20 protein-coding genes and 1 riboswitch are annotated in these 24412 nt (G+C 66.0%); of the genes, 5 read left to right on the plus strand and 15 right to left on the minus strand.

Features of this window, described 5'->3' with window-relative positions; translation table 11 throughout:
* Positions 1-141: 141 nt before the first annotated feature.
* Positions 142-249, plus strand: a riboswitch (TPP riboswitch).
* Positions 244-2061, plus strand: a complete 1818-nt coding sequence (gene thiC, locus NG701_RS07735; protein WP_305884420.1) for a phosphomethylpyrimidine synthase ThiC — start codon at positions 244-246, stop codon at positions 2059-2061. (Overlaps the previous riboswitch by 6 nt.)
* Positions 2062-2065: 4 nt before the next feature.
* Here thiC and NG701_RS07740 read toward each other — a convergent pair whose 3' ends face one another.
* Positions 2066-2800, minus strand: a complete 735-nt coding sequence (locus tag NG701_RS07740) for an alpha/beta hydrolase (protein WP_252566010.1) — start codon at positions 2798-2800, stop codon at positions 2066-2068.
* 103 nt (positions 2801-2903) lie between these two features.
* The gene (ffh, locus tag NG701_RS07745) at positions 2904-4484 is read right to left on the minus strand and encodes a signal recognition particle protein (RefSeq protein ID WP_252566013.1); all 1581 of its coding nucleotides are present in this window, start codon (positions 4482-4484) and stop codon (positions 2904-2906) included.
* An 88-nt stretch (positions 4485-4572) separates the two neighbouring features.
* On the opposite strand from ffh, the gene NG701_RS07750 reads away from it, so the two are divergent.
* Complete coding sequence (locus NG701_RS07750) at positions 4573-5976, plus strand: glucose-6-phosphate dehydrogenase (RefSeq protein WP_252566016.1); 1404 nt, start codon at positions 4573-4575, stop codon at positions 5974-5976.
* An 82-nt stretch (positions 5977-6058) separates the two neighbouring features.
* Here the strand turns inward: NG701_RS07750 and NG701_RS07755 are convergent, their stop codons facing one another.
* Together NG701_RS07755 and NG701_RS07760 are read right to left on the minus strand one after the other, a co-directional pair.
* Complete coding sequence (locus tag NG701_RS07755; protein ID WP_056349123.1) at positions 6059-6397, minus strand: P-II family nitrogen regulator; 339 nt, start codon at positions 6395-6397, stop codon at positions 6059-6061.
* Complete coding sequence (locus NG701_RS07760) at positions 6394-7743, minus strand: ammonium transporter (protein WP_252566019.1); 1350 nt, start codon at positions 7741-7743, stop codon at positions 6394-6396. Before NG701_RS07760 ends, NG701_RS07755 begins: the two co-directional genes overlap by 4 nt.
* Before the next feature lie 227 nt (positions 7744-7970).
* On the opposite strand from NG701_RS07760, the gene NG701_RS07765 reads away from it, so the two are divergent.
* Positions 7971-9212 (plus strand): MFS transporter, encoded by a 1242-nt coding sequence (locus tag NG701_RS07765; RefSeq protein WP_252566022.1) that lies wholly within the window; start codon positions 7971-7973, stop codon positions 9210-9212.
* Between the two features lie 65 nt (positions 9213-9277).
* Here the strand turns inward: NG701_RS07765 and ftsY are convergent, their stop codons facing one another.
* From ftsY to coaD, 7 genes are all read right to left on the minus strand, one after another.
* A complete protein-coding gene (gene ftsY / locus NG701_RS07770) occupies positions 9278-10486 on the minus strand; it encodes a signal recognition particle-docking protein FtsY (protein ID WP_252566025.1) in 1209 nt (402 codons plus the stop codon).
* A gap of 56 nt (positions 10487-10542) precedes the next feature.
* Entirely contained in the window at positions 10543-14133 is a 3591-nt protein-coding gene (smc, locus tag NG701_RS07775) for a chromosome segregation protein SMC (RefSeq protein WP_252566027.1), read from the minus strand.
* A 141-nt stretch (positions 14134-14274) separates the two neighbouring features.
* On the minus strand, positions 14275-15222 hold the full coding sequence (gene mutM, locus NG701_RS07780; RefSeq protein WP_252566029.1) for a bifunctional DNA-formamidopyrimidine glycosylase/DNA-(apurinic or apyrimidinic site) lyase: 948 nt from the start codon (positions 15220-15222) through the stop codon (positions 14275-14277).
* Positions 15223-15230: 8 nt separating this feature from the next.
* Entirely contained in the window at positions 15231-15971 is a 741-nt protein-coding gene (rnc, locus tag NG701_RS07785) for a ribonuclease III (protein ID WP_252566031.1), read from the minus strand.
* Between the two features lie 21 nt (positions 15972-15992).
* Positions 15993-16196, minus strand: a complete 204-nt coding sequence (gene rpmF / locus NG701_RS07790; protein WP_104061248.1) for a 50S ribosomal protein L32 — start codon at positions 16194-16196, stop codon at positions 15993-15995.
* A gap of 36 nt (positions 16197-16232) precedes the next feature.
* Positions 16233-16757 (minus strand): YceD family protein, encoded by a 525-nt coding sequence (locus tag NG701_RS07795; protein WP_252566033.1) that lies wholly within the window; start codon positions 16755-16757, stop codon positions 16233-16235.
* 124 nt (positions 16758-16881) lie between these two features.
* Complete coding sequence (gene coaD / locus NG701_RS07800; protein WP_252566035.1) at positions 16882-17382, minus strand: pantetheine-phosphate adenylyltransferase; 501 nt, start codon at positions 17380-17382, stop codon at positions 16882-16884.
* A gap of 43 nt (positions 17383-17425) precedes the next feature.
* Between coaD and NG701_RS07805 the strand changes: the two genes are divergently transcribed.
* Together NG701_RS07805 and NG701_RS07810 are read left to right on the plus strand one after the other, a co-directional pair.
* Entirely contained in the window at positions 17426-18655 is a 1230-nt protein-coding gene (locus NG701_RS07805) for an aminotransferase class I/II-fold pyridoxal phosphate-dependent enzyme (protein ID WP_252566039.1), read from the plus strand.
* Positions 18655-19443 carry a spermidine synthase gene (locus tag NG701_RS07810; RefSeq protein ID WP_252566042.1) on the plus strand — a complete coding sequence of 263 codons (789 nt, stop codon included), beginning with the start codon at positions 18655-18657 and terminating at the stop codon, positions 19441-19443. The genes NG701_RS07805 and NG701_RS07810 overlap by 1 nt, the downstream gene beginning before the upstream one ends.
* 45 nt (positions 19444-19488) lie before the next feature.
* On the opposite strand, the gene rsmD is transcribed toward NG701_RS07810, so the two are convergent.
* Genes rsmD through thiL form a run of 4 tightly spaced genes read right to left on the minus strand, consistent with a single transcriptional unit; the run spans position 19489 to position 24377 of the window.
* The gene (gene rsmD / locus NG701_RS07815; protein WP_252566046.1) at positions 19489-20112 is read right to left on the minus strand and encodes a 16S rRNA (guanine(966)-N(2))-methyltransferase RsmD; all 624 of its coding nucleotides are present in this window, start codon (positions 20110-20112) and stop codon (positions 19489-19491) included.
* A 9-nt stretch (positions 20113-20121) separates the two neighbouring features.
* A complete protein-coding gene (locus tag NG701_RS07820; protein WP_252566048.1) occupies positions 20122-22404 on the minus strand; it encodes an ATP-dependent DNA helicase RecG in 2283 nt (760 codons plus the stop codon).
* Positions 22394-23404: a DAK2 domain-containing protein gene (locus NG701_RS07825; RefSeq protein ID WP_252566051.1), complete on the minus strand. Its 1011-nt coding sequence runs from the start codon at positions 23402-23404 to the stop codon at positions 22394-22396. Before NG701_RS07825 ends, NG701_RS07820 begins: the two co-directional genes overlap by 11 nt.
* A gap of 22 nt (positions 23405-23426) precedes the next feature.
* On the minus strand, positions 23427-24377 hold the full coding sequence (gene thiL, locus NG701_RS07830) for a thiamine-phosphate kinase (protein ID WP_252566165.1): 951 nt from the start codon (positions 24375-24377) through the stop codon (positions 23427-23429).
* Positions 24378-24412 lie beyond the last annotated feature (35 nt).

Genomic DNA, 24412 nt, shown 5'->3' on the forward strand with positions numbered 1-24412 from the left:
TCCGTTGGCCTTCGGATGGAAGGCGGCTATGGTTCCAATTTACTTGAAGCTTCAATTTAATTCAAGTGGCGGCGCAGCCAAATTGCGACCGCTTTCCCGTGATTGCTGTCACCAGGCCACCCTCCGCCTGTGGTAGCTTCGACTTGACCACACGGGAGCCCTTGCAGGGGCTGAGATCGGGCTGACGCAGCCTGCGACCGTTGAACCTGTCCGGGTAATGCCGGCGAAGGAAGTGAGTATTCATTGAATACACAAGAAACACAGCTGATCCTTGCCAAAAATGAAGCCGACGTGGATCAAACGCTCCAGCCTGAAACCCAGTCACTGAAGTCCCACTCGCTGGCGTTTATCAACGATGAGGCCACGGGGATCCGGGTTCCCGTGACCGAAATCGCGCTGGAACCGTCGCCGAACGGCCAAGCGAACGGGCCTTTCCGGACCTACCGCACGGCGGGACCGGGCAGCGATCCGGTGGTGGGCCTCAACCCGTTCCGCTCAGAGTGGATCGCCGCCCGCGGCGACACCGAGCCCTACAGCGGACGGGAACGGAACCTGCTCGACGACGGCAGGTCGGCCGTGCGCCGCGGCGCAGCCTCTGCGGAGTGGAAGGGCGCACAGCCGGTGCCCCGCCGCGCCGTCGACGGCCGGACGGTCACGCAGATGCACTACGCGCGGCAGGGTGTCATCACCCCCGAGATGCAGTTCGTTGCCCTCCGCGAGAACTGTGACGTGGAACTGGTCCGCAGCGAAGTCGCTGCTGGCCGCGCCATCATCCCCAACAACATCAACCACCCGGAATCCGAACCGATGATCATCGGCAAGGCCTTCCTGGTCAAGATCAACGCGAACATCGGCAACTCCGCCGTGACCAGCTCCATCGCCGAGGAAGTGGACAAACTCCAGTGGGCCACCCAGTGGGGCGCCGACACGGTGATGGATCTGTCCACCGGCGATGACATCCACACCACCCGGGAATGGCTCATCCGCAACGCCCCCGTGCCCATCGGTACGGTACCGATATACCAGGCGCTGGAGAAGGTCAATGGCGAAGCCAACGCTCTGACGTGGGAAATCTTCCGGGACACGGTCATTGAGCAGTGCGAGCAAGGCGTGGACTACATGACCATCCACGCCGGTGTGCTGCTGCGTTACGTGCCGCTGACGGCCAACCGCGTCACCGGCATCGTCTCCCGGGGCGGTGCCATCATGGCAGGCTGGTGCCTGGCCCACCACCAGGAGAACTTCCTGTACACGCACTTCGACGACCTGTGCGAGATCTTCGCCAAGTACGACGTCGCGTTCTCCCTGGGCGACGGACTGCGCCCGGGAGCGACGGCGGACGCCAACGACGCCGCCCAGTTCGCCGAGCTCGACACCCTGGCTGAACTGACCCAGCGGGCGTGGGAATTCGACGTGCAGGTCATGGTGGAAGGTCCCGGGCACGTCCCGTTCCACCTGGTGCGGGAGAACGTGGAACGCCAGCAGGAACTCTGCAAGGGCGCCCCGTTCTACACCCTGGGGCCGCTGGTTACGGATATTGCCCCCGGCTACGACCACATCACGTCCGCCATCGGCGCCACGGAAATCGCCCGGTACGGCACGGCGATGCTTTGTTACGTCACGCCCAAGGAACACCTTGGCCTGCCGAACAAGGACGACGTGAAGACCGGGGTGATCACCTACAAGATCGCCGCCCACGCAGCAGACCTTGCCAAGGGCCACCCCGGCGCCCGTGAGCGGGATGATGCCCTGTCCAAGGCCCGGTTCGAGTTCCGCTGGCGCGACCAGTTCGCGCTGTCCCTGGATCCGGTCACGGCGGAGGCCTTCCATGACGAGACGCTGCCCGCCGAACCGGCCAAAACCGCCCACTTCTGCTCCATGTGCGGCCCGAAGTTCTGCTCCATGAAGATCAGCCAGGACATCAGGGACGAATACGGTTCGGCAGATTCGCAGGCGGCCATCGCCGAGGCCTACAGCGGGATGCGCGAAAAGAGTGCGGAGTTCCTGGCCGCCGGCGGGAAGGTCTACCTCCCCGAGCTTCGGATCCCGGCCGGGAGCTGACGGCTCAGGAAGCCTGAACCGAGCGTGACCTGCCGACGTCGGCGATGAAGGACCGGATGGCACGGTCACCTTCGGCAGAGTCCTGGGGCCGGTGTCCTCCCGCAGCGATGCGGTGCAGGGCACCGGTTTCCTGCAGATATCCGGCGATCTCCTCGTAGAGCGGTTCCCACCCACCCGTCAGGACCAGGGTGGGGACGCCCGGAACAATGTGCAGCGGGGCCTCCCAGGACGGCGCCTGCAACCGGAGCCGGCGCGCCGACCGTTTTTCCTCCGGCGTGGCGGGCTCCTGCAGGTCCGCCGCGAACATTCGCCGCACGAACTCACGCTGGAAGTCTTCATCGCAGAGCTGGTGCCGGACGTCGAACAGCGGTTGCATCAGGGCGCGGTGTGCGGCCGTGGCCGGCAGTTCGGCGGTCAAGGACAGGCACGCCGGTTCTACCAGCGTGAGGGAATACACCAGCTCGGGGTGTTCGACGGCAGCCATCATGGCCGCAATCGCGCCCTCGGCGTGGGCAACAATATGGCCCCCAGCGGCCCCGCGGCCGTCATCGGCAAGTGAGCGCAGGATGATGGCGGTATCTTCCGAGAACGAGGACTCCACGGGTTCAGCGACGGGGTCAAAACCGTGCCGCCGCAGGAACAGGGCGTCGTACGTCAGGGCCATTCCGTGCTGGCGCGGCCACGCCGCCGCACCGAAAGGTCCGGCGCCGTGCACGAACGCTACCCGCTGTTTGAACATGACCCAACCCTATTCCACGGCGCCGACATCCCGATTGGGCAGCAGTAAGTGTCGTTGTGAGTGCTCAACGCAACACCTGCTGTTACCCAGCCGGGAGGCGTGGTTACTTGCCGAGGAACTTGTCGAATCCCTTGGGCAGGTTCAACTGCGAAGGATCGAAGTCGCCGCCCTGCTGGCCGAACGCTGCCCCCGTGGGCAGAGCCTTCGCAGCGCCGACCCGACGGGCCTCGGCGTCCTTGAGCTCCTGGGCAGCCTTGGCAGGGTTGCCTGAGCGGGCCTTCTTCTTCGGGGCGTTCTTGCCGCCCTTCCGCGCACCGCCGGGGCCGCCCATGCCAGGCATCCCGGGCATTCCGGGCATGCCGCCGCCCTGGGCCATCTTCTTCATCATCTTCTGGGCCTGGCCGAAGCGCTCCAGCAGGCCGTTGACCTCGGAGACATGCACGCCGGAACCCCGGGCAATGCGTGCCCGGCGGGAGCCGTTGATGATCTTCGGGGCGACGCGTTCGTGCGGCGTCATGGAACGCACGATCGCTTCGACACGGTCGATCTCGCGCTCGTCAAAGTTCTCCAGCTGCTCGCGGATGTTCTGCGCACCGGGCATCATCATGAGCATCTTCTTCATGGAGCCCATGTTGCGGATCTGCTGCATTTGGGAGAGGAAGTCGTCCAGGGTGAAGTCTTCCTGGTCGGCGAATTTCTTCGCCATCCGGGCGGCTTCGTCCTTGTCCCAGTTCTTTTCGGCCTGCTCAATCAGGGTGAGGACGTCACCCATGTCCAGGATGCGTGAGGCCATGCGGTCCGGGTGGAACAGCTCAAAGTCATCCACGCCTTCGCCGGTGGAGGCGAACATAACCGGCTTACCGGTGACCGACGCAACCGAGAGCGCGGCACCGCCGCGGGCGTCGCCGTCGAGCTTGGACAGCACGATTCCGGTGAAGTTCACACCCTCGTCAAACGCGACTGCCGTGTTCACGGCGTCCTGTCCGATCATGGCGTCGATCACGAACAGCACTTCATTGGGGACGATGGCGCGACGGATCTCGCTCGCCTGCTCCATCATCTCGGCGTCAACACCGAGGCGCCCGGCGGTGTCAACAATCACGACGTCGTGCAGCTTCTGGCGCGCTTCCTCGACGCCGGCGCGGGCGACGGCGACCGGGTCACCGGCGGGGTGCTCCAGTTCCGAGGTGGCTCCGGGGTGCGGCGCGAAAACGGGCACGCCTGCGCGGTTGCCGACAACCTGGAGCTGGGTGACGGCATTGGGTCGCTGGAGATCACATGCCACCAGCAGGGGGCTGTGGCCTTGGGCCTTGAGCCATTTGGCGAGCTTGCCCGCCAGGGTGGTCTTACCGGCACCCTGGAGGCCGGCCAGCATGATAATGGTGGGACCGGTCTTGGCAAGGCGGATCCGGCGGGTCTCGCCACCGAGGATCTCAACGAGTTCCTCATTGACGATCTTGACGATCTGCTGGCTGGGGTTCAGCGCCCCCGATACCTCTGCCCCGAGGGCACGCTCGCGGACGCGGGCCGTAAACTCACGCACCACGGGAACGGCGACATCGGCATCCAGGAGGGCGCGGCGGATCTCCCGGACTGTGGCATCGACGTCGGCCTCAGTGAGGCGGCCCTTGCCACGGAGATTCTTGAAGGTTGCTGTCAACCGGTCAGAGAGTGAATTGAACACGCGCCGCGCACTTCTTTCAGTGGATTTACAGGGTGGACTCGACTATCTAGGGTACCAAGTCGGGCTTGCCGGATGGCATGCTGGCAGGGTGACGAGCCAAACAAGTGTAAAAACCCTGCTCATTCTGGGTGCCTCAGGCGATTTGACGGGACGCCTCCTGCTCCCGGGACTAGCCCGGCTGGTGGCGAGCGGCCGCGGCGATGGCCTGACCCTGGTGGGCGCCGGCTCCGATGCCTGGACGCCGGAACAATGGCGGACCCGGGTCCACGAAGCCTTCGCCCCCGCCGCGGAGGCCGCCGACGCGGCTGGAAAAAAGGCACTCACCGCCTTGGCGGAAGCTACCCCCTACCACCAGCTGGATGTTACGGCGGACGGAGCCCTGGCGGCATTGTTGGCAGGCCTGGAAGGCCCCACCGCGATCTATTTTGCACTGCCTCCCCATGTCAGCCAGTTGGCCTGCGAGTCCCTGCACCGTGACCAGGTTCCGGCCGGAACACGGCTGGTGATGGAGAAGCCGTTCGGCGCAAGTGTTGCATCGGCCCGTTCCCTTAACCACACGCTCGCCGCCCTGGTGCCGGAGGACCACATCCATCGGGTGGACCATTTCCTGGGCAAGGCGACGGTGCTGAACATCCTGGGCCTGCGCTTTGCGAACAATTTCCTGGAACCCGTCTGGAACCGCGAGCATGTGGAGAAGGTCGAGATCATCTTCGATGAGGACCTGGCATTGGAGGGAAGGGCGAGGTATTACGACAACGCCGGCGCCCTGCGCGACATGATCCAGAGCCACCTGCTGCAGATCATGGCCCTGATGGCCATTGAGCCGCCGGCCACCATCGGAGAACGGGACCTACGGGACGCCATCGCAGCCGTGCTCCGCGCCAGCAGCATCAGCGCGCCGTACGCGAAATCCACCCGCCGGGCCACGTATACGGCGGGTTCAATTGCCGGCAGGAACGTCCCGGACTATGCGCAGGAAGAAGGGGTAGACGCAGCCCGCGGGACAGAGACCTTGGCGGAAGTCCGGGTGAACATCGACAACTGGCGATGGAAGGGGGTCCCGTTCATCCTGCGATCGGGCAAGGCCCTCGGGCTGAAGCGCAAGGAAGCCGTGGTCACCTTCCGCCCCGTCCCGCATCTTCCGGCAGGATTCACGGGCGTGGACTCCCCCAACCAGCTGCGGATCGGGTTCGGGCCGGATACCCTGGCGTTCGACGTCGACGTCAACGGTCCCGGCAGCATCTTCAGCCTGAGCCGCACAACGCTGAATGCGGAGCTGAGCGCTTCTGAGCTGCTGCCCTATGGCGAAGTGCTGGAAGGCGTCCTGAGCGGCGACCCGCTGCTCTCGGTGCGCGGCGACACAGCGGAGGACTGCTGGCGGATTCTCGAGCCCGTCCTGAAGGCCTGGCAGCAGGGCACCGTGCCGCTGGAAAAGTACGACGCCGGTTCGGCCGGTCCCGCCGGATGGCCAAGTTCCGCGCCGGCTGAGTAGGCCAGAACGAACAGAGCGGGCAGGGAACCTTTTGAGGTTCCCTGCCCGCTCTTTCGTGTGGATCAATAAACTTCTGGAACAGCTAGATGGCGGCGACGCCGCGTTCGCCGGTCCGGACCCTGACCGCTTCGAAGACGTCCACGGTCCAGACCTTGCCATCGCCGGCGCGGCCGGTGTTGGAGCTGGCGATGATGACGTCCAGGATGTCATCGGCCTGTTCGTCCGTGGCTAGGACTTCAACCCGGATCTTGGGCAGGAGGTCCACGTTGTATTCAGCTCCGCGGTAGACCTCTGTGTAGCCGCGCTGGCGGCCGTAGCCGCTGGCGGCGCTGACCGTCAGCCCCTGGACACCGTAGGACTCCAGGCCTTCCCGGATGGCTTCGAGCTTCTCCGGGCGGACGATGGCTGTGATCAGTTTCATGCTTCCACGCTTTCCTTGCCCGCTGCCGGTTCGGTCTTCTTTGCGCCGGCTGCTTCGCCGTCTGTGGCCGAGCCCTTGCCCTTGATCAGTTCGTGGAGCGGCTGGAAGCTCCCGCCGTGGCCGCCCACTCCGAACTCGTACGCCGTCTCGGCGTGCAGGCTGAGGTCAACACCAACGACTTCCTGCTCCTGCGAGACGCGGAAGCCCATGGTCTTGTGGATGGCGAAGGCGATGATTGCGGTGAGGATTGCCGAGTAGGCGATGGCGATGCCTGCTGCTGCGAGCTGGGCCCAAAGCTGGGTCGCGCCGCCGCCGTAGAAGAGGCCGCCGCCCACACCGTCGGTGGGGAGGGCGATGAAGCCCAGGGCAACCGTTCCGATGATGCCGGAGACCAAGTGAACGCCCACAACATCCAGGGAGTCATCGAAGCCCCAGCGGAACTTGAGGCCGACGGCCAGGGCCGAGGCGACACCGGCGATGACACCGAGACCGAGTGCGCCCACCGGGCTGACGTTGGCACAGGCCGGGGTGATGGCAACCAGACCGGCAACCACACCGGAGGCAGCACCAAGGGAAGTGGGGTGGCCGTCGCGGATACGTTCGGTGACGAGCCAGCCGAGCATTGCCGCGGCCGGGGCTGCGAGGGTGTTGACCCAGATCAGGCCGCCCTGCTCAGCAGTCGTGGCCGCGCCGCCGTTGAAGCCGAACCACCCGAACCACAGGATGGCTGCACCGAGCATCACGAACGGGATGTTGTGCGGGCGGTGGTTCGGGTCCTTGCCGAAGCCGCGGCGGTTGCCGATGATCAGGACCAGGACGAGGGCTGCCACACCGGCGTTGATGTGGACCACGGTGCCGCCGGCGAAGTCGATGGCCGGGCCGAGCGCCTGGCCAACTGCGCCTTCAGGGCCGAAGAGGCCGCCGCCCCAGACCATGTAGGCAAGCGGGCAGTAGACAACGGTGACCCAGACAGGGACGAAGAGGGCCCAGGCGCCGAACTTGGCGCGGTCAGCGATCGCGCCACTGATGAGGGCGACGGTGATGATGGCGAAGGTGGCGGCGTAGCCGACCTTGATGAGCCCGTCCGGGGTGGTGATGCCTTCAAGGCCAAAGGTGGCGAACGGGTTCCCGACGATTTGCAGGAAGCCCTCGCCGGAGCTCATCGAAGCGCCCCAGAGGACCCACACCACGCCGACCATGCCGATGGAGATGAAGCTCATCATCATCATGTTCAGTGCAGCTTTGGCGCGCGTCATGCCGCCGTAGAAAAATGCCAGACCTGGTGTCATGAACAGCACGAGTGCTGCTGCCACCATGAGCCATACGTGACCTGCGGTAAGTTCCATGGTGCACGTCCTCCCTATGTTCGATGCTGCGGAATGCTCCGCCTTACTAACGCCTTTTGCGTCCTGCATCGAGTCTGTCGCTGCCGTGTTTCGCCCGCAGAGGATTTACATTGCTGGCTTGTTACAACAACCTCCCGGAAGTAAATGGTGCATATCTGGCTTGTTACGGTTATGTTTCACCACTGCCGCCGGCCACTCGGCTGCCTACCTTGCAAGGAACCCACCCCATGACGGCACCATCGCGCGTGAGCCGCGCCACAACGCGGATCTTGTCCGTTATCCGTCCGCAGCGGCCCACGCTTCCGCGCGACATCAAGGTGATGCTCGCTGCGGCGTTCCTGATTGCCCTCGGTTTTGGGCTGGTGGCGCCCGTCTTGCCCCAGTTCGCCACCACTTTCGACGTCGGGGCAACAGCCGCCGCCGTGATCGTGAGCATCTTCGCCTTTATGCGGCTGGTGTTCGCGCCGGCCGGCGGGGCCTTGATCGGCCGATGGGGTGAGCGGCCGGTCTATGTGGCGGGGCTGCTGATTGTGGCGGTATCAACCGCAGCGTGCGCTTTTGCCCAGGACTATTGGCAGCTGCTGGTCTTCCGGGGGCTCGGCGGCGTGGGCTCGGTGATGTTCACGGTGGCCTCCATGGCCCTTGTGGTGCGGCTGGCGCCGCCGGAAAGCCGGGGCAGGGTATCCGGCGCTTACGCGTCCGCGTTCCTGATCGGCAGCGTCCTGGGCCCGGTGGTGGGCGGGCTGCTCGCCGGATTCGGCTTGCGCGTACCGTTCCTTTGCTACGCCGCCGCGCTGATCCTTGCTGCCGCGGTGGTACAGACCCAGCTCAGCCACGCGCCGGCCGCGGCCCGGTCCACAGTGGGCCGCGCCCCTGACATGCCGTTCACCGAGGCCTGGAGAGTTGGCATCTACCGCTCGGCGCTGCTGTCCAGCTTCGCCAACGGCTGGGCCACGTTCGGTGTGCGGATGGCCACCGTCCCGCTGTTTGCCGTTGCTGCGCTCGGCGCCGGTCCTGAGGCTGCCGGCCTTGCGCTGGCCGTTTTTGCTGCCGGCAATGCCGCCGCGCTGACGTTCTCCGGACGGTTGGCGGACAGCCTGGGCCGGCGACCATTGATGGTCGTTGGGCTCCTGGTCGCCGGACTCGCGACGGCCGCCATCGGCTTCACGTCCCACCTGGGCTGGTTCCTCGCCGCGTCAGTTGTGGCCGGGGTGGGGTCGGGCCTGCTGGGACCTGCCCAGCAGGCCGCCGTCGCGGATGTCATTGGCAATGAGCGGTCCGGCGGGCGGGTCCTGGCGGCCTACCAGATGACCTCGGACGTCGGGGCCATTGCCGGACCGGTGCTGGTGGGCGTCCTGGCGGACCGGCTGGGCTACGGCTGGGCATTCGGCGTCACCGGCGGTGTGCTGGTGCTCGCGGCGGCCTGCTGGTCCGTGACGCGCGAGCCGATGAAACGCATCGAGGGGTGAGTTCCCGCGGCTAAAGCCTGTGCTTAGCGGCGGGAACTCACCCCTCGTTGGTGTAGACCCGGTCCCTAGTTCAGCAGGGCGTCGACAAAGCTCTCAACTTCGAACGGAGCCAGGTCGTCGGCGCCTTCGCCAAGACCGATCAGCTTGACCGGCACGCCGAGTGATTTCTGGATGGCCACCACGATGCCACCCTTGGCGGTCCCGTCCAGCTTGGTCAGGACAATGCCGGTGATGTTCACTACCTCGGAGAAAACGCGGGCCTGGTTCAGGCCGTTCTGGCCGGTGGTGGCGTCCAGCACCAGCAGAACCTCATCCACCTCAGCCAGCTTCTCGATGACGCGCTTGACCTTGCCGAGTTCGTCCATGAGGCCGGTCTTGTTCTGCAGGCGGCCCGCTGTGTCAATCATGACAACGTCGACTTCCTGCTCAATGCCCGCCTTGACCGCCTCATAGGCGACGGACGCCGGGTCCGCACCGTCGACGTCGGACTTCACCGTGGGAACACCCACACGCTGGCCCCACGTGGCCAACTGCTCCGCGGCTGCCGCGCGGAACGTGTCCGCCGCGCCCAGCAGGACGTCCTTGTCCTCGGCAACGAGCACGCGGGCGAGCTTGCCCACGGTGGTGGTCTTGCCCACGCCATTGACGCCTACCACCAGCACGACGGCCGGCTTGTCCGCGTGCCGGTCGGTGCGCAGGGCGCGGTCCATGGTGGGATCCACGAGCTTGATCAGTTCCTCGCGGAGCAGTGCCTTGACCTGCTCCGGGGTCCTGGTGCCGAGCACTTTCACGCGCTCCCGCAGGGCGTCGACCAGCTGCATGGTGGGTTCAGTGCCGAGGTCGGCCAGCAGGAGGGTCTCCTCCACTTCGTCCCAGACGTGTTCGTCGATCTTGTCACTGGACAGCAACGCGAGCAGGCTCTTGCCGAGGATGTTGTTCGACCGGACCAGTCGCTCCCGGAGGCGGGTCAGGCGGCCGGCGACGGGAAGGGGCGTCTCAACCTGGATGGTTTCCAGGCCCGCCACGTCATCAGGTACATCGGTGACTTCGAGGTCTTCGAGGTCGACGCCGGCGGGGGCGTTGGGCTCGGCCGGAACCACGGGCGCGTCCTCGAGCAGTGTTCCCCCGCCTTGCGGGGTGGCAGGATCATTGGCGTCGCGCGTCCCGGGGTACTGGGTGATGTTCTTCCGCGTCTTCAACAGGACCGGGATCAGCCCGCCAATAACCGCCAGGGCAGCAACAATGGACAGAATAATGGGGAGGATGTCATTCACTCCCCTAGCTTCTCACAAACGCGGCAGGCGTTCGGGGCGGCCACCTGCCGCGGATGCTAGACGTCGGCGCCCAGCCGCTGGCTGATGACGGTGGACACGCCGTCCCCGCGCATGGTGACGCCGTACAGCGCATCAGCCACTTCCATGGTCCGTTTCTGGTGGGTGATCACGATCAGCTGGCTGGACTCCCGCAGCTCTTCGAAGATGGTGATGAGCCGGCCGAGATTGGTGTCATCAAGTGCCGCTTCGACCTCGTCCATAACATAGAACGGCGAGGGGCGGGCCTTGAAGATGGCCACCAGGAGGGCGACGGCGGTGAGGGACCGTTCGCCTCCTGACAAGAGTGAGAGGCGCTTGATTTTCTTGCCGGCCGGACGCGCTTCGACTTCGATTCCGGTGGTGAGCATGTCCGAAGGGTCCGTGAGGACCAGCCGGCCTTCGCCGCCGGGAAAGAGGCGTTCAAAGACGTGGACGAACTGGTCCCGGGTGTCCTCAAAGGCCTCGGTGAAGACCCGCTGGACCCGGTCATCCACTTCCTTGATGATGTCCAGCAGGTCCTTGCGGCTGGATTTCAGGTCCTCCAGCTGGGTGCTGAGGAACTGATGCCGCTCCTCCAGGGCCGCGAACTCCTCCAGCGCCAGCGGGTTGACCTTGCCCAGGGCTGACAGGTCCCTTTCGGCTTTCCGGAGGCGCTTCTCCTGCTCCTCGCGGACAAAGGGCATGCCTTCGGGAACCGGTGTGCCGTCGTCGTCCACGGGTGTCCGCAGTGCCGCCCATTTGTCCCCGCTTTCCTCCGCGGGGACGGGCACGGGAACGTCCGGGCCGAAGTCCGCCACCAGCACGTCGGGGGTAATCCCTAGTTCCTCGATGGAACGTGTTTCCAGGGCTTCAATCCGTGCCCGCTGCTGGGCGCGGGCCAGTTCGTCCCGGTGAACCGAGTCCGTCAGTTCAGCCAGCTCGCGGGCCAGGGCGTCATTGGCTGTCCGGGTCGCCAGCAGTGCACGGTCCCGCTCTTCCCGGTTCTCTTCGGCGCGGTCGCGTTCATGCCGGGCCAGCTCAACAGACACGTCGATGAACCGGATTGCCAGCTCCACCGCAGCGGAGACGGCGGCCGCCCGTCTGGCCTGGATCCGACGGCGGCGCGCCCGTTCTGCAGCCTCTTCACGCGCCCGTCGTTCGGTCGCCGCTGCCCGCTCCAGCGAGAGAGCCCGGTTGCGGGTGGCGGTCAGCTGCTCCTCCGTGCTGCGCAGCGAGAGCCTTGCGTCCATTTCCGCAGACCTGGCCAGGGATGCAGCCAATGCGAGCGCATCGCGCTGTTCGGTGGAGGGTTCCTCTTCGGCTGGCGCCTCCTGCGCCGCAGCCAGCCGCGCCGCAACGGCGGCGAGCGCCTGTTCCTCGGTAACAACATTGGCCTCGGCCCTTGCCAGCGAGGTGGCCAGCCTGTCGCTTTCGCCGACGGCGCTGCGCAGGATGGAGTTCAGCTGGCCGAGCTTTTCGGCCACGGCCGCGAGCCGGGCGTCGGAATCGTGCAGGCGGTCCAGGGCAGATTCTGCCCTCGTCCGGGCTTCGGCGCGCCGGACCTCGGCGCTGGCCAGGGCGAACCTGTTCCGTTCCAGATCCGCAGTGACAACGGCCAGTCGGGCCTCGGCGTCGTCCACGGCGGCCTGCACCTCAAGCAGGGACGGCGCCTTTGCCGAGCCTCCAGTCACCGTGAGGGCGGTAAACACGTCCCCGGCCCGGGTCACGGCTGTCAGGTCCGGGCGTTCGGCAACCAGCAGCCCGGCACCATTCAGATCTTCAACAACTGCCACCCCGGTCAGGAGCGCGGCCACAACGGGTGCGGGCCCGCCCCCGCCGGATGCCACGTCCACAGCCCAGCGTGCGCCTGCCGGCAGGGGTCCGCCCGTGCCGGAGTTTGCGTCCCGCAGGGGCACAGCAGACGCCAGCAGCAGGGAGGCACGCCCCGCATCGTCGTCCTTCAGAAGTTGCACCATGACGGCGGCCACGGCTGGATCCCGGACCACTATCGCTTCGGAGGTGTCGCCGAGCGCCGCGGCAATCGCCGTCTCATAGCCCGGCTGAATGGTGAGGCCCGAGGCAAGCGTGCCCACAACGCCATCCAGCCCGGAGTTGAGGGCGTGCGCCGCGCCGTCTTTTCGGTTCAGGCCGAGCTGCAGTGCGTCCCGTCGGGCCACGAGGGCGTCACGTTGGCGCACAGCTTCTCCCCCTGCGGAGGTCAGATCGGCAATGTCCTGGACGACGGCGTCGAGCTCTGCGCTGGCGTCCTCGTAGTCGGCGTCGAGGCTTTCCTCCCCCTCTTCGACCCCCGCCACCTGGGTTTCCAGGGCGGTGAACTCCGACTGGGCCCGGCGGCGGCGTTCCTGTCCGGCGGCGAGTGATTCCCGCAGCCTGCCCAGCTCGGCCTGCGCTGATTCAACCCGCGATCTTGCCGCACCAACTTGTCCGGCAAGTTTCGCCAAGCCCTCGCGCCGGTCCGCTGCGGCCCGCAGGACGGCAGTGAGCCTTTTTTCCTCGGCAGACGCCTCGAGTTCGGCCCCGGTCTTCGCAGCCGTCGCTGAGTCCAGCGCGCTGCGCCGGTCCAGGATGTGGCGCTCCAGCTCCGTCAGCTCATCCCTGACCCGGACGGCCTGCCGTTCCAGCTGCTCAGGATCCCTGCCCGAGTACGGTTCAGCATCAACGGCACCCAGCAGCCGGCCGCGCTCCTGGGCCAGTGAGCCCAGCGAACGGAGCCGTTCCCTGGAAGCGGAGAGCCGGTACCAGGTATCCCGCGCGGCGTTCAGCTTTGGCGTGGCCTCGGCGGCGAGCTGTTCCACAGCTGCCTGCTGGCGGCGCCCCTCCTCCAGCTGCTGCTCCACTACGGCACGGCGGGCCTTCAGCGCCGTTTCGTCCGCCACGTCCTGATCGAGTGAACTCTGCTGCTGGACGAGGTCGTCGGCCAACAGCCGTGCGCGTGCGTCCCGGACATCGAACTGGACCCGCTGGGCGCGGCGCGCCACATCAGCCTGCTTGCCGAGGGGCGTGAGCTGGCGCCTGATCTCCCCCGTCAGGTCGCTCAGCCGTTGCAGGTTCGCCTGCATGGCCTCCAGCTTGCGGAGCGTTTTTTCCTTGCGGCGGCGGTGCTTAAGGATCCCGGCGGCTTCCTCGATGAAGCCGCGGCGGTCCTCCGGAGTGGCGTGCAGGACCTTGTCCAGCTGCCCCTGGCCCACGATGACATGCATTTCCCGGCCCATACCGGAATCCGAGAGCAGTTCCTGGATGTCGAGCAGGCGGCAGCTGGCACCGTTAATAGCGTATTCAGAGCCGCCGGTGCGGAAGAGGGTCCGCGAGATGGTGACCTCGCTGTATTCGATGGGCAGCGCCCCGTCAGCGTTGTCGATGGTCAGGGACACATGGGCCCGGCCCAGCGGCGGCCGCCCTGAGGTGCCGGCAAAAATAACGTCCTCCATTTTGCCGCCGCGGAGCGTTTTGGCTCCCTGCTCCCCCATCACCCAGGAGAGGGCGTCCACCACGTTGGACTTCCCGGAACCGTTCGGCCCCACCACTGCCGTGACGCCAGGCTCAAAATCGAAGGTCGTGGCCGACGCAAACGACTTGAACCCACGGACGGTAAGGCTTTTGAGGTGCAAGGTATTTCTGGTCTCCTGAGTGGCTGAAGCGGCTGCTTTGCTGCCCCAAATCTACTGCGTTAGGGCGGAAATCCGCGGATTTGCGGGTGTCTGTCCCTGCACCGGAGCAGCGCCCGATCATGCCCGGCAGGGCGACGCGGCCTACCAGCGGCCGTTGCGGGGGCGCGGCTGACAGACCGGACAAGTGTAGGAGGAGCGGTTCATGAATTGCTCGCGGCGAAGTATGGAGTTAATTCCGACGGCGGCACAACGGCTGCAGGGCTTGCCCTCCCGCCCGTAGGCATTCAAGGACCGGTCGAAGTAGCCAGAGGCCCCGTTGACGTTGACGTACAACGAATCAAAGCTGGTACCGCCGGCCGCAAGTGCGTCCAGCATGACCTCGCGCGCGCTGGTGATGAGCCGTTCCGCGTCGCCGCGTCGCAGCGTATCGGTGGGCCTGGCGTAGTGCAGCTTTGCCCGCCACAGGGACTCGTCGGCGTAGATGTTGCCGATTCCGGAAACCAGTCCCTGGTCCAACAGTGCGCGTTTGACGCCCGTCTTCCGCTTCCGCAGCCGGCTGTAAAACAGGTCAAAGGAAAATGCCGGGTCCAGCGGGTCCCTGGCGATGTGGGACGCTTCCTCGGCGATGAACGCAACGGGAGATTCCGCCTGGCCGCCCGGGCCGCCGTCGTCCGTGGGAACCATGCCGGTGACGAACAGCCCGCCGAAAATCCGCTGGTCAACAAACCGGAGCTGTTCAGGCATACCGGCCACGGGACTCAGGCGCAGCCTGACCTTGAGGTGTTTTTCGTCCGGCACTTCCGCGTCCTGCATCACGAGCTGGCCGCTCATCCCGAGGTGCGCCATCAGTGCAACGGTGGGCGTGTCGGTGGCGCCGGGTGTCTCACACAGCGGCATCCAAAGGAATTTACCGCGGCGCACCACGTCCACAACCGTGGCACCCTGGAGGTTGCCTCTGAAATCCTCGGCGCCCATGGCATGCCGGCGGAGCGAACGCGGATCCAGCACGTCCACCGATGTGATGGTCCGGCCGCGGACCCAACTCACCAGTCCGCGGCGGACCACTTCAACTTCAGGCAGTTCGGGCACGGCTCAGCCTAGACGCTGCGGGAGGACTCTGGTGATGCGCCCTCCGCCGCTGAGGCCACGGCGGCTCCCGCGGTTCCGGAGAGCTGACGCCAGGCGTCCGCGGCAGCTTCCTGCTCCGCTTCCTTCTTCGAATGGCCCGACCCATTGCCATATGGCTTGCCACCGATATTTAGGACAGCGGTGAAGGTTCGGGCGTGGTCCGGCCCGGCGCCCTCAACGGCATAGTAGATGGTGCCCATCTGCCTGCTGGCTGCCAGTTCCTGGATGCTGGTCTTCCAGTCCGTACCTGCGCCGAGGGCGCCCGCATCCTTGAGGAGGGGACCTATCAGGCGCATGACCAACTGGCGGGCGGTCTCGATGTCGTTGGACACGTAGGTGGCCCCAATGAGGGCTTCCATGGTGTCCGCCAGGATGGAAGCCTTATTCTTGCCCTCGGTGAGCTTTTCGCCCTGCCCCAGGTAGATGTAATCCCCGATGCCGAGGCTTCGTCCGATGCCGGCGAGGGCGCGCGTGCTGACCACCGCAGAGCGGCGTTTGGCCAGGTCACCTTCGGGCAGTGTGGGGTTGTCCCGGTACAGGGCATCGGTCACGGAGAAACCCAGGATGGAGTCGCCCAGGAATTCGAGCCGCTCGTTGGTGGGGATGCCGCCGTTTTCGTAGGCGTAGGAACGGTGCGTGAGAGCAAGACGAAGCGTCCCGGCGTCAATGGAGACACCGAGACGCTTCAGAAGCTCTTCAGTTGAAGACATCATGTCAGCCCAAGCGGCCGATTAGACGTCTGCGACCTTGCGGCCCTTGTACTCAAGGAACAACGCAGTGCCAGCCGAGTCGGTGACGACCTTCGCCTGGTGCGGCAGGCTATAAGAAACCTGGCCGTTCTCTACGGTCTTCACCAAGTGGGGGGCAGTTGCCTTCCACTGGGAGCGGCGGGCGCGGGTATTCGAGCGAGACATTTTCCGCTTCGGGACAGCCACGGCTAACTCATTTCTCTCTAGACAAACACGTACAAATCAATTTTGCCGGTCAGGCTTAGCCATATCAGCTAGGGCAGCCCAGCGAGGATCCAAGACCTCGTGGTGGTGCCCCGGCTCGTCTTCCAGGCGAATTCCGCATTCGGAACAAAGGCCCTGGCAGTCTTCCCGGCACACCGGCTGGAACGGCAGCATGGTTACAACTGCGTCCCGCAACACCGGTTCAAGATCGATCAGATCGCGCTCGACTCGATATTGCTCTTCTTCGTCTTCTTCGTCCGAAAGCACAACGCCGTCGTAGAAGAAAAGTTCTTGCACATTTACCTCAAGGTCATACGCAAGGGGATCCAGGCATCTGCCGCATTCGCCTTTGACTTCGGCGACGGCGGTTCCTGATACCAGAATTCCTTCGTGTACGGCCTCAAGCCTCAGATCCAGCTCGATGTCCGAGCCTTCCTGAACGCCAATGAGTGCCACACCAAGATCACTTGGTGCGGGTACATGTTCCTTCAGTGTCCGCATGCTGCCCGGGCTGCGCCCGAGATCCTTGACGTCGAACGCCAAGGGCGAACTAGCATCTCGTTTAATGAGAACTCCTGTTGAACATATGACCGACGTACCATCTTAGCCTGAAGAACCGCAGGGACTCAAACCAGGCGACGGACGGCCGTCGAAGTACCGGACTAGCCTACCCTCTCGGCGACTGATCGGGCGCAGACCCGCCCGCGAGCAACCTTTTATGTACGGACCGGGGCACATAGTCGGACACGCTGCCACCCAGACCGGCCACCTCTTTGATCAGGGTGGATGACAAATGCAGGTAGTGCGCCTCCGCCGGCAGGAACACTGTTTCCACGCCGCTGAGCTGGCGGTTCATCGTGGCCATCGGAAGTTCGTAGTCGAAGTCTGAGGATGAGCGGAGACCTTTGACGATCGCGGAGACACCGCGCTGGCGGCAATACTCGGCCAGGAGACCGTCGCCCACCGGTTCCACCACAATGCCTTTGAGGGATGCCAGGGTTTCGCGCGCCATATCCAGGCGGTCCCCCAGGCTGAACATGTACTTCTTCGCATAGTTGGTCGAAACCGCCACGATCACCTCATCGAAGAGGCCGGCGGCACGGGCGATGACCTCGAGATGGCCGTTGTGAATGGGGTCAAAGGATCCGGGGCAGACAGCGCGTCTCATGCACCGAACCTACCGCATGGGACGGCCGGGATACCATGACTGGATGCATCCACCGCGGGACCTTTCCATGCCCACCGTGCCTGCCCCGTGGCAGCGCACTGCCTCAGGCGCCAACCTGCTGGGACCTGCCGGCCAGCTGGGCGTCACCATCTTCGAGGAGATGACCACCCTGGCGGCACAGACCGGCGCCATTAACCTCGGGCAGGGCTTTCCCGACGAGGACGGACCTCTGGAAATCAAGGCGGCCGCAGTGGCCGCCATCGAAGCCGGGGCCAACCAGTACGCGCCCGGCAAGGGCATCCTGGAACTGCGTGAGGCCGTGGCTGCCCACCAGGACCGTTTCTACGGGCTGACCCCGGACCCGCAGACCGAGATCATCATCAGCACCGGCGCCACCGAAGGGATCGCCGCAACGTTGCTGGCGTTCGTCGGCCCCGGTGATGAGGTGCTGACGTTCGAACCGTTTTATGACTCGTACGGCGCCGTCATCGGCCTGTCCGGCGCCACCCACGTCACGGCCCCGCTGCTGGCTCCCGACTTTTACCCGGACATGGCGGCCCTGGAAGCGGCCTTCACCGACCGCACCAGGGTGGTGCTGTTGAACAATCCGCACAATCCCACCGGTGCCGTCTTCCCCCGCCATGTTCTGCAGCGCGTCGTCGAGCTTGCCGCAAAGCATGACTGCCTCATCATCACCGACGAAGTGTACGAGCACCTCACCTTCGGCGCCAGGCACATTCCTGTCGCCACCCTGCCGGGTGCAGCGGAGCGGACCATCACCATCTCGTCTGCCGGAAAGACCTTCTCCTTCACTGGCTGGAAGATCGGTTGGCTGACCGGCCCGGAGCACTTGGTGGCGGCTGTCCGCACGGTCAAGCAGTTCCTGACCTACAGCTCCGGGACACCGTTCCAGACGGCCATTGCGACCGGCCTCGCACTGCCGGATGAGTTCTACCAGGGCGTTTCGGCCACTCTCCAGAAGAAGCGGGACATCCTCAGCGAAGGCCTCCGCGCCGCAGGATTCGACGTTTACACGCCGCAGGGGACGTATTTCGTCAACGTGGACACCGCACCCCTTGGCATCAGCGACTCCGTGGACCTGGCCCGCAGGCTGCCCGGACTGGTGGGAGTGGCCGCGATCCCCGTCCCCGTCTTCTGCCACCCGGAGGGCGCGGAACGGACGCGGAGCCTGCTCAGGTTCGCGTTTTGCAAGAAAGTGGAGCTCCTCGAGGAGGCCGCCGCCAGGCTGGCGACCCTCAGCGGAAAGCTCTGATGGCGGAGCCCGGCGGCACACGTTCCACGCGGTTCTTGCGGACCACGGGTCAGCACGCCTCCATCGAGCCCGATGCTTTCACCGATGGCGGCTACGTCCTGAGCATCGGCGGGGCCGAGCAGTCCCACGTTAACTTGGCGCATCCTGAGGAGATCTTCTACGAGTACCTGCGACGGATCGGCCATCTGGTGGATCTCGCCGCCACCGAAGGCCAGCCAATCACCGCGCTCCATCTTGGGGCCGGGGCTCTGACTCTTGCCCGCTATGTGCAGGCGACGAGGCCCGGATCCGTCCAGTATGCGGTGGAGCTGGAACGCGAGCTCCTCGACTTTGTCCTGCAGCAGCTACCGCTACCCGGCGGAACCGACCTGCACACCGTCATCGGCGATGCCCGCGACGCCCTGGCGGACCTGGACCAGGCACTTCAGTTCGACGTCGTGATCCTGGACATCTTCTCTGGTCCGGAAGCCCCGGCCCACATCGCCTGCCAGGAGTTCTACCAGGAGGCCCGTGCACGCCTTGCACCGGAAGGCTTGCTGATCGTCAACGTGGGCGACGAACCAGGCCTGACCCTGGTGCGAAGCCAGGCCGCCGCCATGCGCCGCGCCATGACCGACGTTGCCGCCTTCGCCGAAACCGGGATGTTCGCGGGCCGCTACCCCGGCAACATCATCCTCGCCGGAACTCAGGCGCCCTGGCCCGAAGCCTGGACAGCCGAACTGACGGCACGAGGCCCCCACCCCGCGAAGGTTCTGGCCGGCGTGGCCCTGGATGGCCTCGCCGGCTGAGCCGCAGACGCCCAGGGTCCCAGGCGTCCCAGGCCAGGCCCGGCCCTAAGCCTGGCTCTGCTCCTGCTCCCCAATAACAAGGTCCGGCGCGATGGCGTCAGGCACAAAAGGCTCCGCGAACCAGAGCCGGGTTTCGCCGTACTTCTTCTCGGCAAACCGTTCCAGACCGGCCGGCCAGAACGGCTCCGGTGAACGCGAGGACCGCTCCACCACCACCACGGCCGCCGGAGCCAGATGCTCGGCGAGTTTGCCCAGCACCGCCGACAGGGCCGGGTCATCCAGCGGATAGGGCGGGTCCAGGAACACCAGGTCCCAGCTGGCCGTCTCCGCCGCGCGCTCCAGGAAGGACTCCACCTTGGACCGGTGGACAGTCACCGCCTTGCGGCCCAGCACGCCGTTGATCAGGTCCGCGTTGCGTTGGCACACGGAACTGGCCTTGGCATCGAATTCCACGAGGTCAACGGCCTCAGCACCCCTGCTGCCGCTCTCCACGCCCAACGATCCGGACCCTGCGTAGAGGTCCAGGACCCGGGCACCGGCAATGATCCCGAAGGCGTCGAGCCGGGAGAACAATGCTTCCTTCACGCGGTCGGTAGTGGGCCTGGTCAGGGAGCCGGGGACGCTGACCAGGGGGGTCCCGCCTGCGGCGCCCGCGATGATGCGGCTCAAGTCCGCCTCCTATCCGCGCTCAAGGAACGCCTCCTTCTCGGGGTTCAAGTACTCGTCAATGGCCTCCGCCAACCGCGGATGCCGCGCCAGGGCCGGATCCGAGCCCACAATTTCCTGGGCGTCCTGGCGCGCCTGCGCAATGATGTCCTCGTGTTCCAGCACGCGCAGCAGTTTCAGGGTGGAGCGGCCGCCGGACTGCGACGCGCCCAGGATGTCGCCCTCGCGGCGCAGCTTCAAGTCTTCCTGCGACAGTTCGAAGCCGTCGGTGGTTGCCGCCACGGCATCCAGCCGGCGCCGGCTCGGGTGCCCGCGTTCCAGGGTGGTGACCAGCAGGCACGTCCCGGGAAGCCCGCCGCGACCCACCCGGCCGCGCAGCTGGTGCAGCTGGGAAATGCCGAAGCGGTCGGCGTCGAGGATCACCATCAACGTAGCGTTATGGACGTCGACGCCGACCTCGATGACGGTGGTGGATACCAGGAGCTTGGTCCGGTTGGCGGTGAAGTCGGCCATCGCCGCGGACTTCACTGTAGTGTCCAAACGGCCGTGCATTGGCCCAAGGGGCACACCGGCCAGGGCTGGCTCCTGCTGGAGATGTTCGACGACGGCGGTCACCGACGCGAGCTCCCGCGCACCGCCGTCACCGGCCAGGTCAGCCGCGGAAGGTTCCGCTTCCCCCGGACTGAAGTCGCCGTCGTCGTCCGTTCCGATCCTGGGGCACACCACATACACCTGGTGCCCGGCGTCGATTTCCTCACGGGAACGGGACCAGATGCGGTCTGCCCAGCCGGGGTTCTCGGCGAGGCCCACCACATGCGTGGAAATCGGCGCCCGGCCGGCGGGCAGTTCGTCCAGGATGGAGGTTTCGAGGTCACCGAAGACCGTCATGGCCACCGTACGTGGAATGGGCGTAGCCGTCATGACCAGCAGGTGCGGCGGCTTGTTGGCCTTTGACCTGAGAACGTCCCGCTGCTCCACACCGAACCGGTGCTGTTCGTCCACCACAATCAGGCCAAGGTCGTAGAACGCGACGTTATCGCTGAGCAGCGCGTGCGTGCCGATCACGATTCCGGCGGCGCCGGATGCGGCGTCCAGCATGGCCCGTTTCCGGGCGCCAGTGGGCATGGAGCCGGTGAGGAGAGCGACCTGGACCGCCTCTTCGGCCAGGCCGCCCAGCAGCCCGTCCGCGGACAGCATCGGGTCGCGGGACAGGGATCCCAGGGTCCGCCGGATGGATTCGAAGTGCTGGGCGGCGAGGACCTCCGTCGGCGCCAGGAGCGCGGCCTGCCCGCCGGCATCCACCACCTGCAGCATGGCCCGCAGCGCGACGATGGTCTTGCCCGAGCCGACCTCGCCCTGCAGCAGCCGGTTCATGGGGCTGTCCTGCGCCAGCTCCGTGGCCAGCGTTTTTCCGACGGCGGCCTGGCCGCCGGTGAGCGTGAAGGGAAGCTGCCTGTCGAACGCCGCCAGCAGCCCGTTGGTGGCCGGGCGCCGCGCCGTGGCTTCCTCGGCCGCAAGCTGGGCACGGCGCCGTGCCAATGCCGCCTGCAGGACCAGGGCCTCCTGGTAGCGCAACCGCTCCTGGGCCTTCTTCCAGTCAGCCTGCGATTCCGGCTTGTGGATGAGCCGGTAGGCCTCGGCCACCGGCAGGAAATCCTCCCGCGCGGAGACGGACTCCGGCAGCGGATCCGGCAGCGCGTCCAGATCCACGGTTTCCAGGAGCGTGGAGATGACTTTCTGAATCGACCAGCTGCTCAGTTTGTTCGTGGCCGGGTACACCGGGATGGGCATGGCGGCAAGCTTTTCGGGGTCCATGGCCGGCATGTCCGGGTCCTCGTCGAGGAGGTGGAAATCCGGGTTGGTCAGGCCCAGGGACGCTCCGTAGCGCGTAACTTTTCCGGAAAACATCACCCGCCTGCCCGGCAGGAGCTGGGCCTGTGCCCGGTGTCCGCTAAAAAAGGTGATCTTGAGCGTGCCGTGCCCGCTGCCGGGGGCTACCGCCGAAAGGCGTGGACGGCCGTGGGAGGCGGCGTCGTCAGTGATCACGACGTCGGTGATGGAACCACGCCGCGTATGCATCTTGCGGGTGCTGTTGGAGAGTACCCGGGCAATGAGGGTGACCTCCTCGTCCACAGGGAGCTCGCCGATGGGGGTCAGTTCGCCGCGGTTCAGGTAGCGGCGGGGAAAGTAGTTCAGCAGGCCGCCGACTGTGGCGATGCCCAGGTGCTTCTCAATGGCCGACGCTGACCGCTTTCCGATCAGGCGTTCCAGGCCCAGGTCCAGTTCAGCGCTCATGCCCACTGGAGTTCACCGGAGCTGGTTCGGGTTCGCGGGCCATGGCGAGTTCGCTGACCGAGATGTCGCTGGGTTCGCCGAGGGAACGGATCAGGGCGACCGCTGGTGCTGCGTCGGGGACGTGGACGTGGACCCGCCACCGGTAGCTGCCCTCAGCATCGGCCAGGCTGTCCACCTGGCTCATGATGACGGACTCGCCAATCTCGTCGAGCCGCTGGCGCAACGTGGCCGCGCTGAGCGGCGAAAGGCTGATGGTGCACATGACCTCAACGCCGTCGTCAACCGGCATATCAGTGTGGATGTGGGGGTCCTGGACGTCATAGCCGTGCAGCCCGTCGAGGAGTTCGCCCTGCAGCTCCTCGCCAAGAACGGCGGAGCGGAGGCAGTCGAGGATGAGCAGCATACCAACGCCCCCGGCGTCGACCACATGCGCGGCTTCAAGGGCGGCCAACTGGCTCTCGGTGCTGACTACTGCCTTCAGCGCGCCGTTGACGGCAGCATCGAGGGCTTTGCCCAGGGCTTGGTTGCTGTCGTCGCCATTGTGGCCAGCGTCCACTGCCGCGGCGGCCCGGGCCGCGGCTTCCATAACCGAAAGCATGGTGCCCGGTACGGGGTCACTCAACGCGGACCAGGCCCGGATCTGGGCGCGGTTCAGCGCGGCGGCCAAGAGGGTTGATGTCAGGCGGGTGTGACCGGCCAGGGGTTCAGCTGCGGCGCAGAGGAAGACTGAGAAGAGGGTTCCGGAGTTACCGCGGGCCTGCTCCATCGCGGCCCTGCCGGCACGCGCCAACACTGCTCCGACATCCGCCTGGCCGGCGTCAGCGGGGACTGCCGCACCTTGGCCCGCCGCGTTGCTGTGCAGGGCACGGGTGGCCGCCCGAACCGTGAGGTAAAGGTTAGTGCCGGTGTCACCGTCCGCCACGGGGAAAATGTTGATGGCATTGAGGCGGTCGCTGTGGTTGGCAATGGCGGTTTCAGCCTTGTCCAACCACCGCTTCATCGCTTGCGCGTTGGCGGCAACCTTAGTCTGCAAAGTGATCCCATCCCCCGGTGCCAACGGCGTGGCCCGCAATTGTGACGCCCGGATGCGAGGAGCTTTCCGGGGCTTGTACTGAGCCTATCGCAGTGAATCCGGCAGGCAGCTGAACGCCGGCCGGGAATGTGGCCAGCAGCCCATGGTCCTCGCCCCCGCCCAGCACCCAGGCCATGGGGTCAGCTCTGAGAAGGTCTGACGCCGGACGCAGCGCTTCCGCGAGAGGCTTCAGTGCCGCGGGGTCAAGGTCAAGGACGACGCCGCTGGCGGCGGCGAGGCGGCCGCCGTCGCGTACCAGGCCGTCCGAAATATCCAGCATGGCCGTGGCACCGGCTGACCTGGCCAGCGGCCCGGCGGACAGGGGTGGCCGTGGCCTGCACTGAAGTTCCACGAGCACCCGCTGTGCGGGTGCCAGGGACTGCACAGTGGCCTCCGATTCCAGGAGCGCAAGCCCGGCTGCTGCCCTGCCCACCGACCCGGCCAGGGCCACGACGTCGCCGGCACGGGCCCCCGACCGCAGGACCGCTTTGCCGCCAGCCAGTGAGCCCAGCACGGCGACCGTCACGGAGATTTCCCTGCCGCGGCCCAAATCGCCCCCCGCCACCGAACAGTGTGTGGCCCCAAGATCCCGGATTCCCGCAGTCAGGCCGTCGGCCAGATCCGCCACCCAGCTGACAGGAGTGTCGGGCGGGAGGCTCAGGCTCACCACCATCGACGTCGCAACGCCGCCCATGGCGTTGATGTCGCTCAGGTTCTGGGCCGCCGCCTTCCAGCCGACGTCGAAGCCCGTGGTGCGGTACCCGTTGGGCCACTGCAGCCGGAAGTCCTGGTCCTGCACCTGGGTATCGATGCTGATTACTGTCCTGCCATCCGGAGCGGCGACAATGGCGGCATCGTCTCCCGGGCCAAGCAGGGTTGCCGAACCGTGAGTTCCGCCCATTTCCAGCCGTGGAAAGATCCGGGCCAGCAGTTCGG

Origin of the sequence: Pseudarthrobacter cellobiosi (assembly GCF_023913815.1) — a bacterium.
GTDB lineage: Bacteria > Actinomycetota > Actinomycetes > Actinomycetales > Micrococcaceae > Arthrobacter > Arthrobacter cellobiosi.

Bases quoted from the DNA above. Each gene is read 5' to 3' on its own strand.
- thiL (WP_252566165.1), bottom strand. From the start codon at position 24,377: ATGGGCGGAACTCACGGTTCGGCAACCCTGCTTGGCCCGGGAGACGAT.
- NG701_RS07765 (WP_252566022.1), top strand. From the start codon at position 7,971: ATGACGGCACCATCGCGCGTGAGCCGCGCCACAACGCGGATCTTGTCC.
- coaD (WP_252566035.1), bottom strand. From the start codon at position 17,382: ATGAGACGCGCTGTCTGCCCCGGATCCTTTGACCCCATTCACAACGGC.
- NG701_RS07810 (WP_252566042.1), top strand. From the start codon at position 18,655: ATGGCGGAGCCCGGCGGCACACGTTCCACGCGGTTCTTGCGGACCACG.
- NG701_RS07740 (WP_252566010.1), bottom strand. From the start codon at position 2,800: ATGTTCAAACAGCGGGTAGCGTTCGTGCACGGCGCCGGACCTTTCGGT.
- NG701_RS07820 (WP_252566048.1), bottom strand. From the start codon at position 22,404: ATGAGCGCTGAACTGGACCTGGGCCTGGAACGCCTGATCGGAAAGCGG.
- NG701_RS07825 (WP_252566051.1), bottom strand. From the start codon at position 23,404: ATGAAGCGGTGGTTGGACAAGGCTGAAACCGCCATTGCCAACCACAGC.
- rnc (WP_252566031.1), bottom strand. From the start codon at position 15,971: ATGTCTTCAACTGAAGAGCTTCTGAAGCGTCTCGGTGTCTCCATTGAC.
- NG701_RS07755 (WP_056349123.1), bottom strand. From the start codon at position 6,397: ATGAAACTGATCACAGCCATCGTCCGCCCGGAGAAGCTCGAAGCCATC.
- NG701_RS07760 (WP_252566019.1), bottom strand. From the start codon at position 7,743: ATGGAACTTACCGCAGGTCACGTATGGCTCATGGTGGCAGCAGCACTC.
- NG701_RS07805 (WP_252566039.1), top strand. From the start codon at position 17,426: ATGCATCCACCGCGGGACCTTTCCATGCCCACCGTGCCTGCCCCGTGG.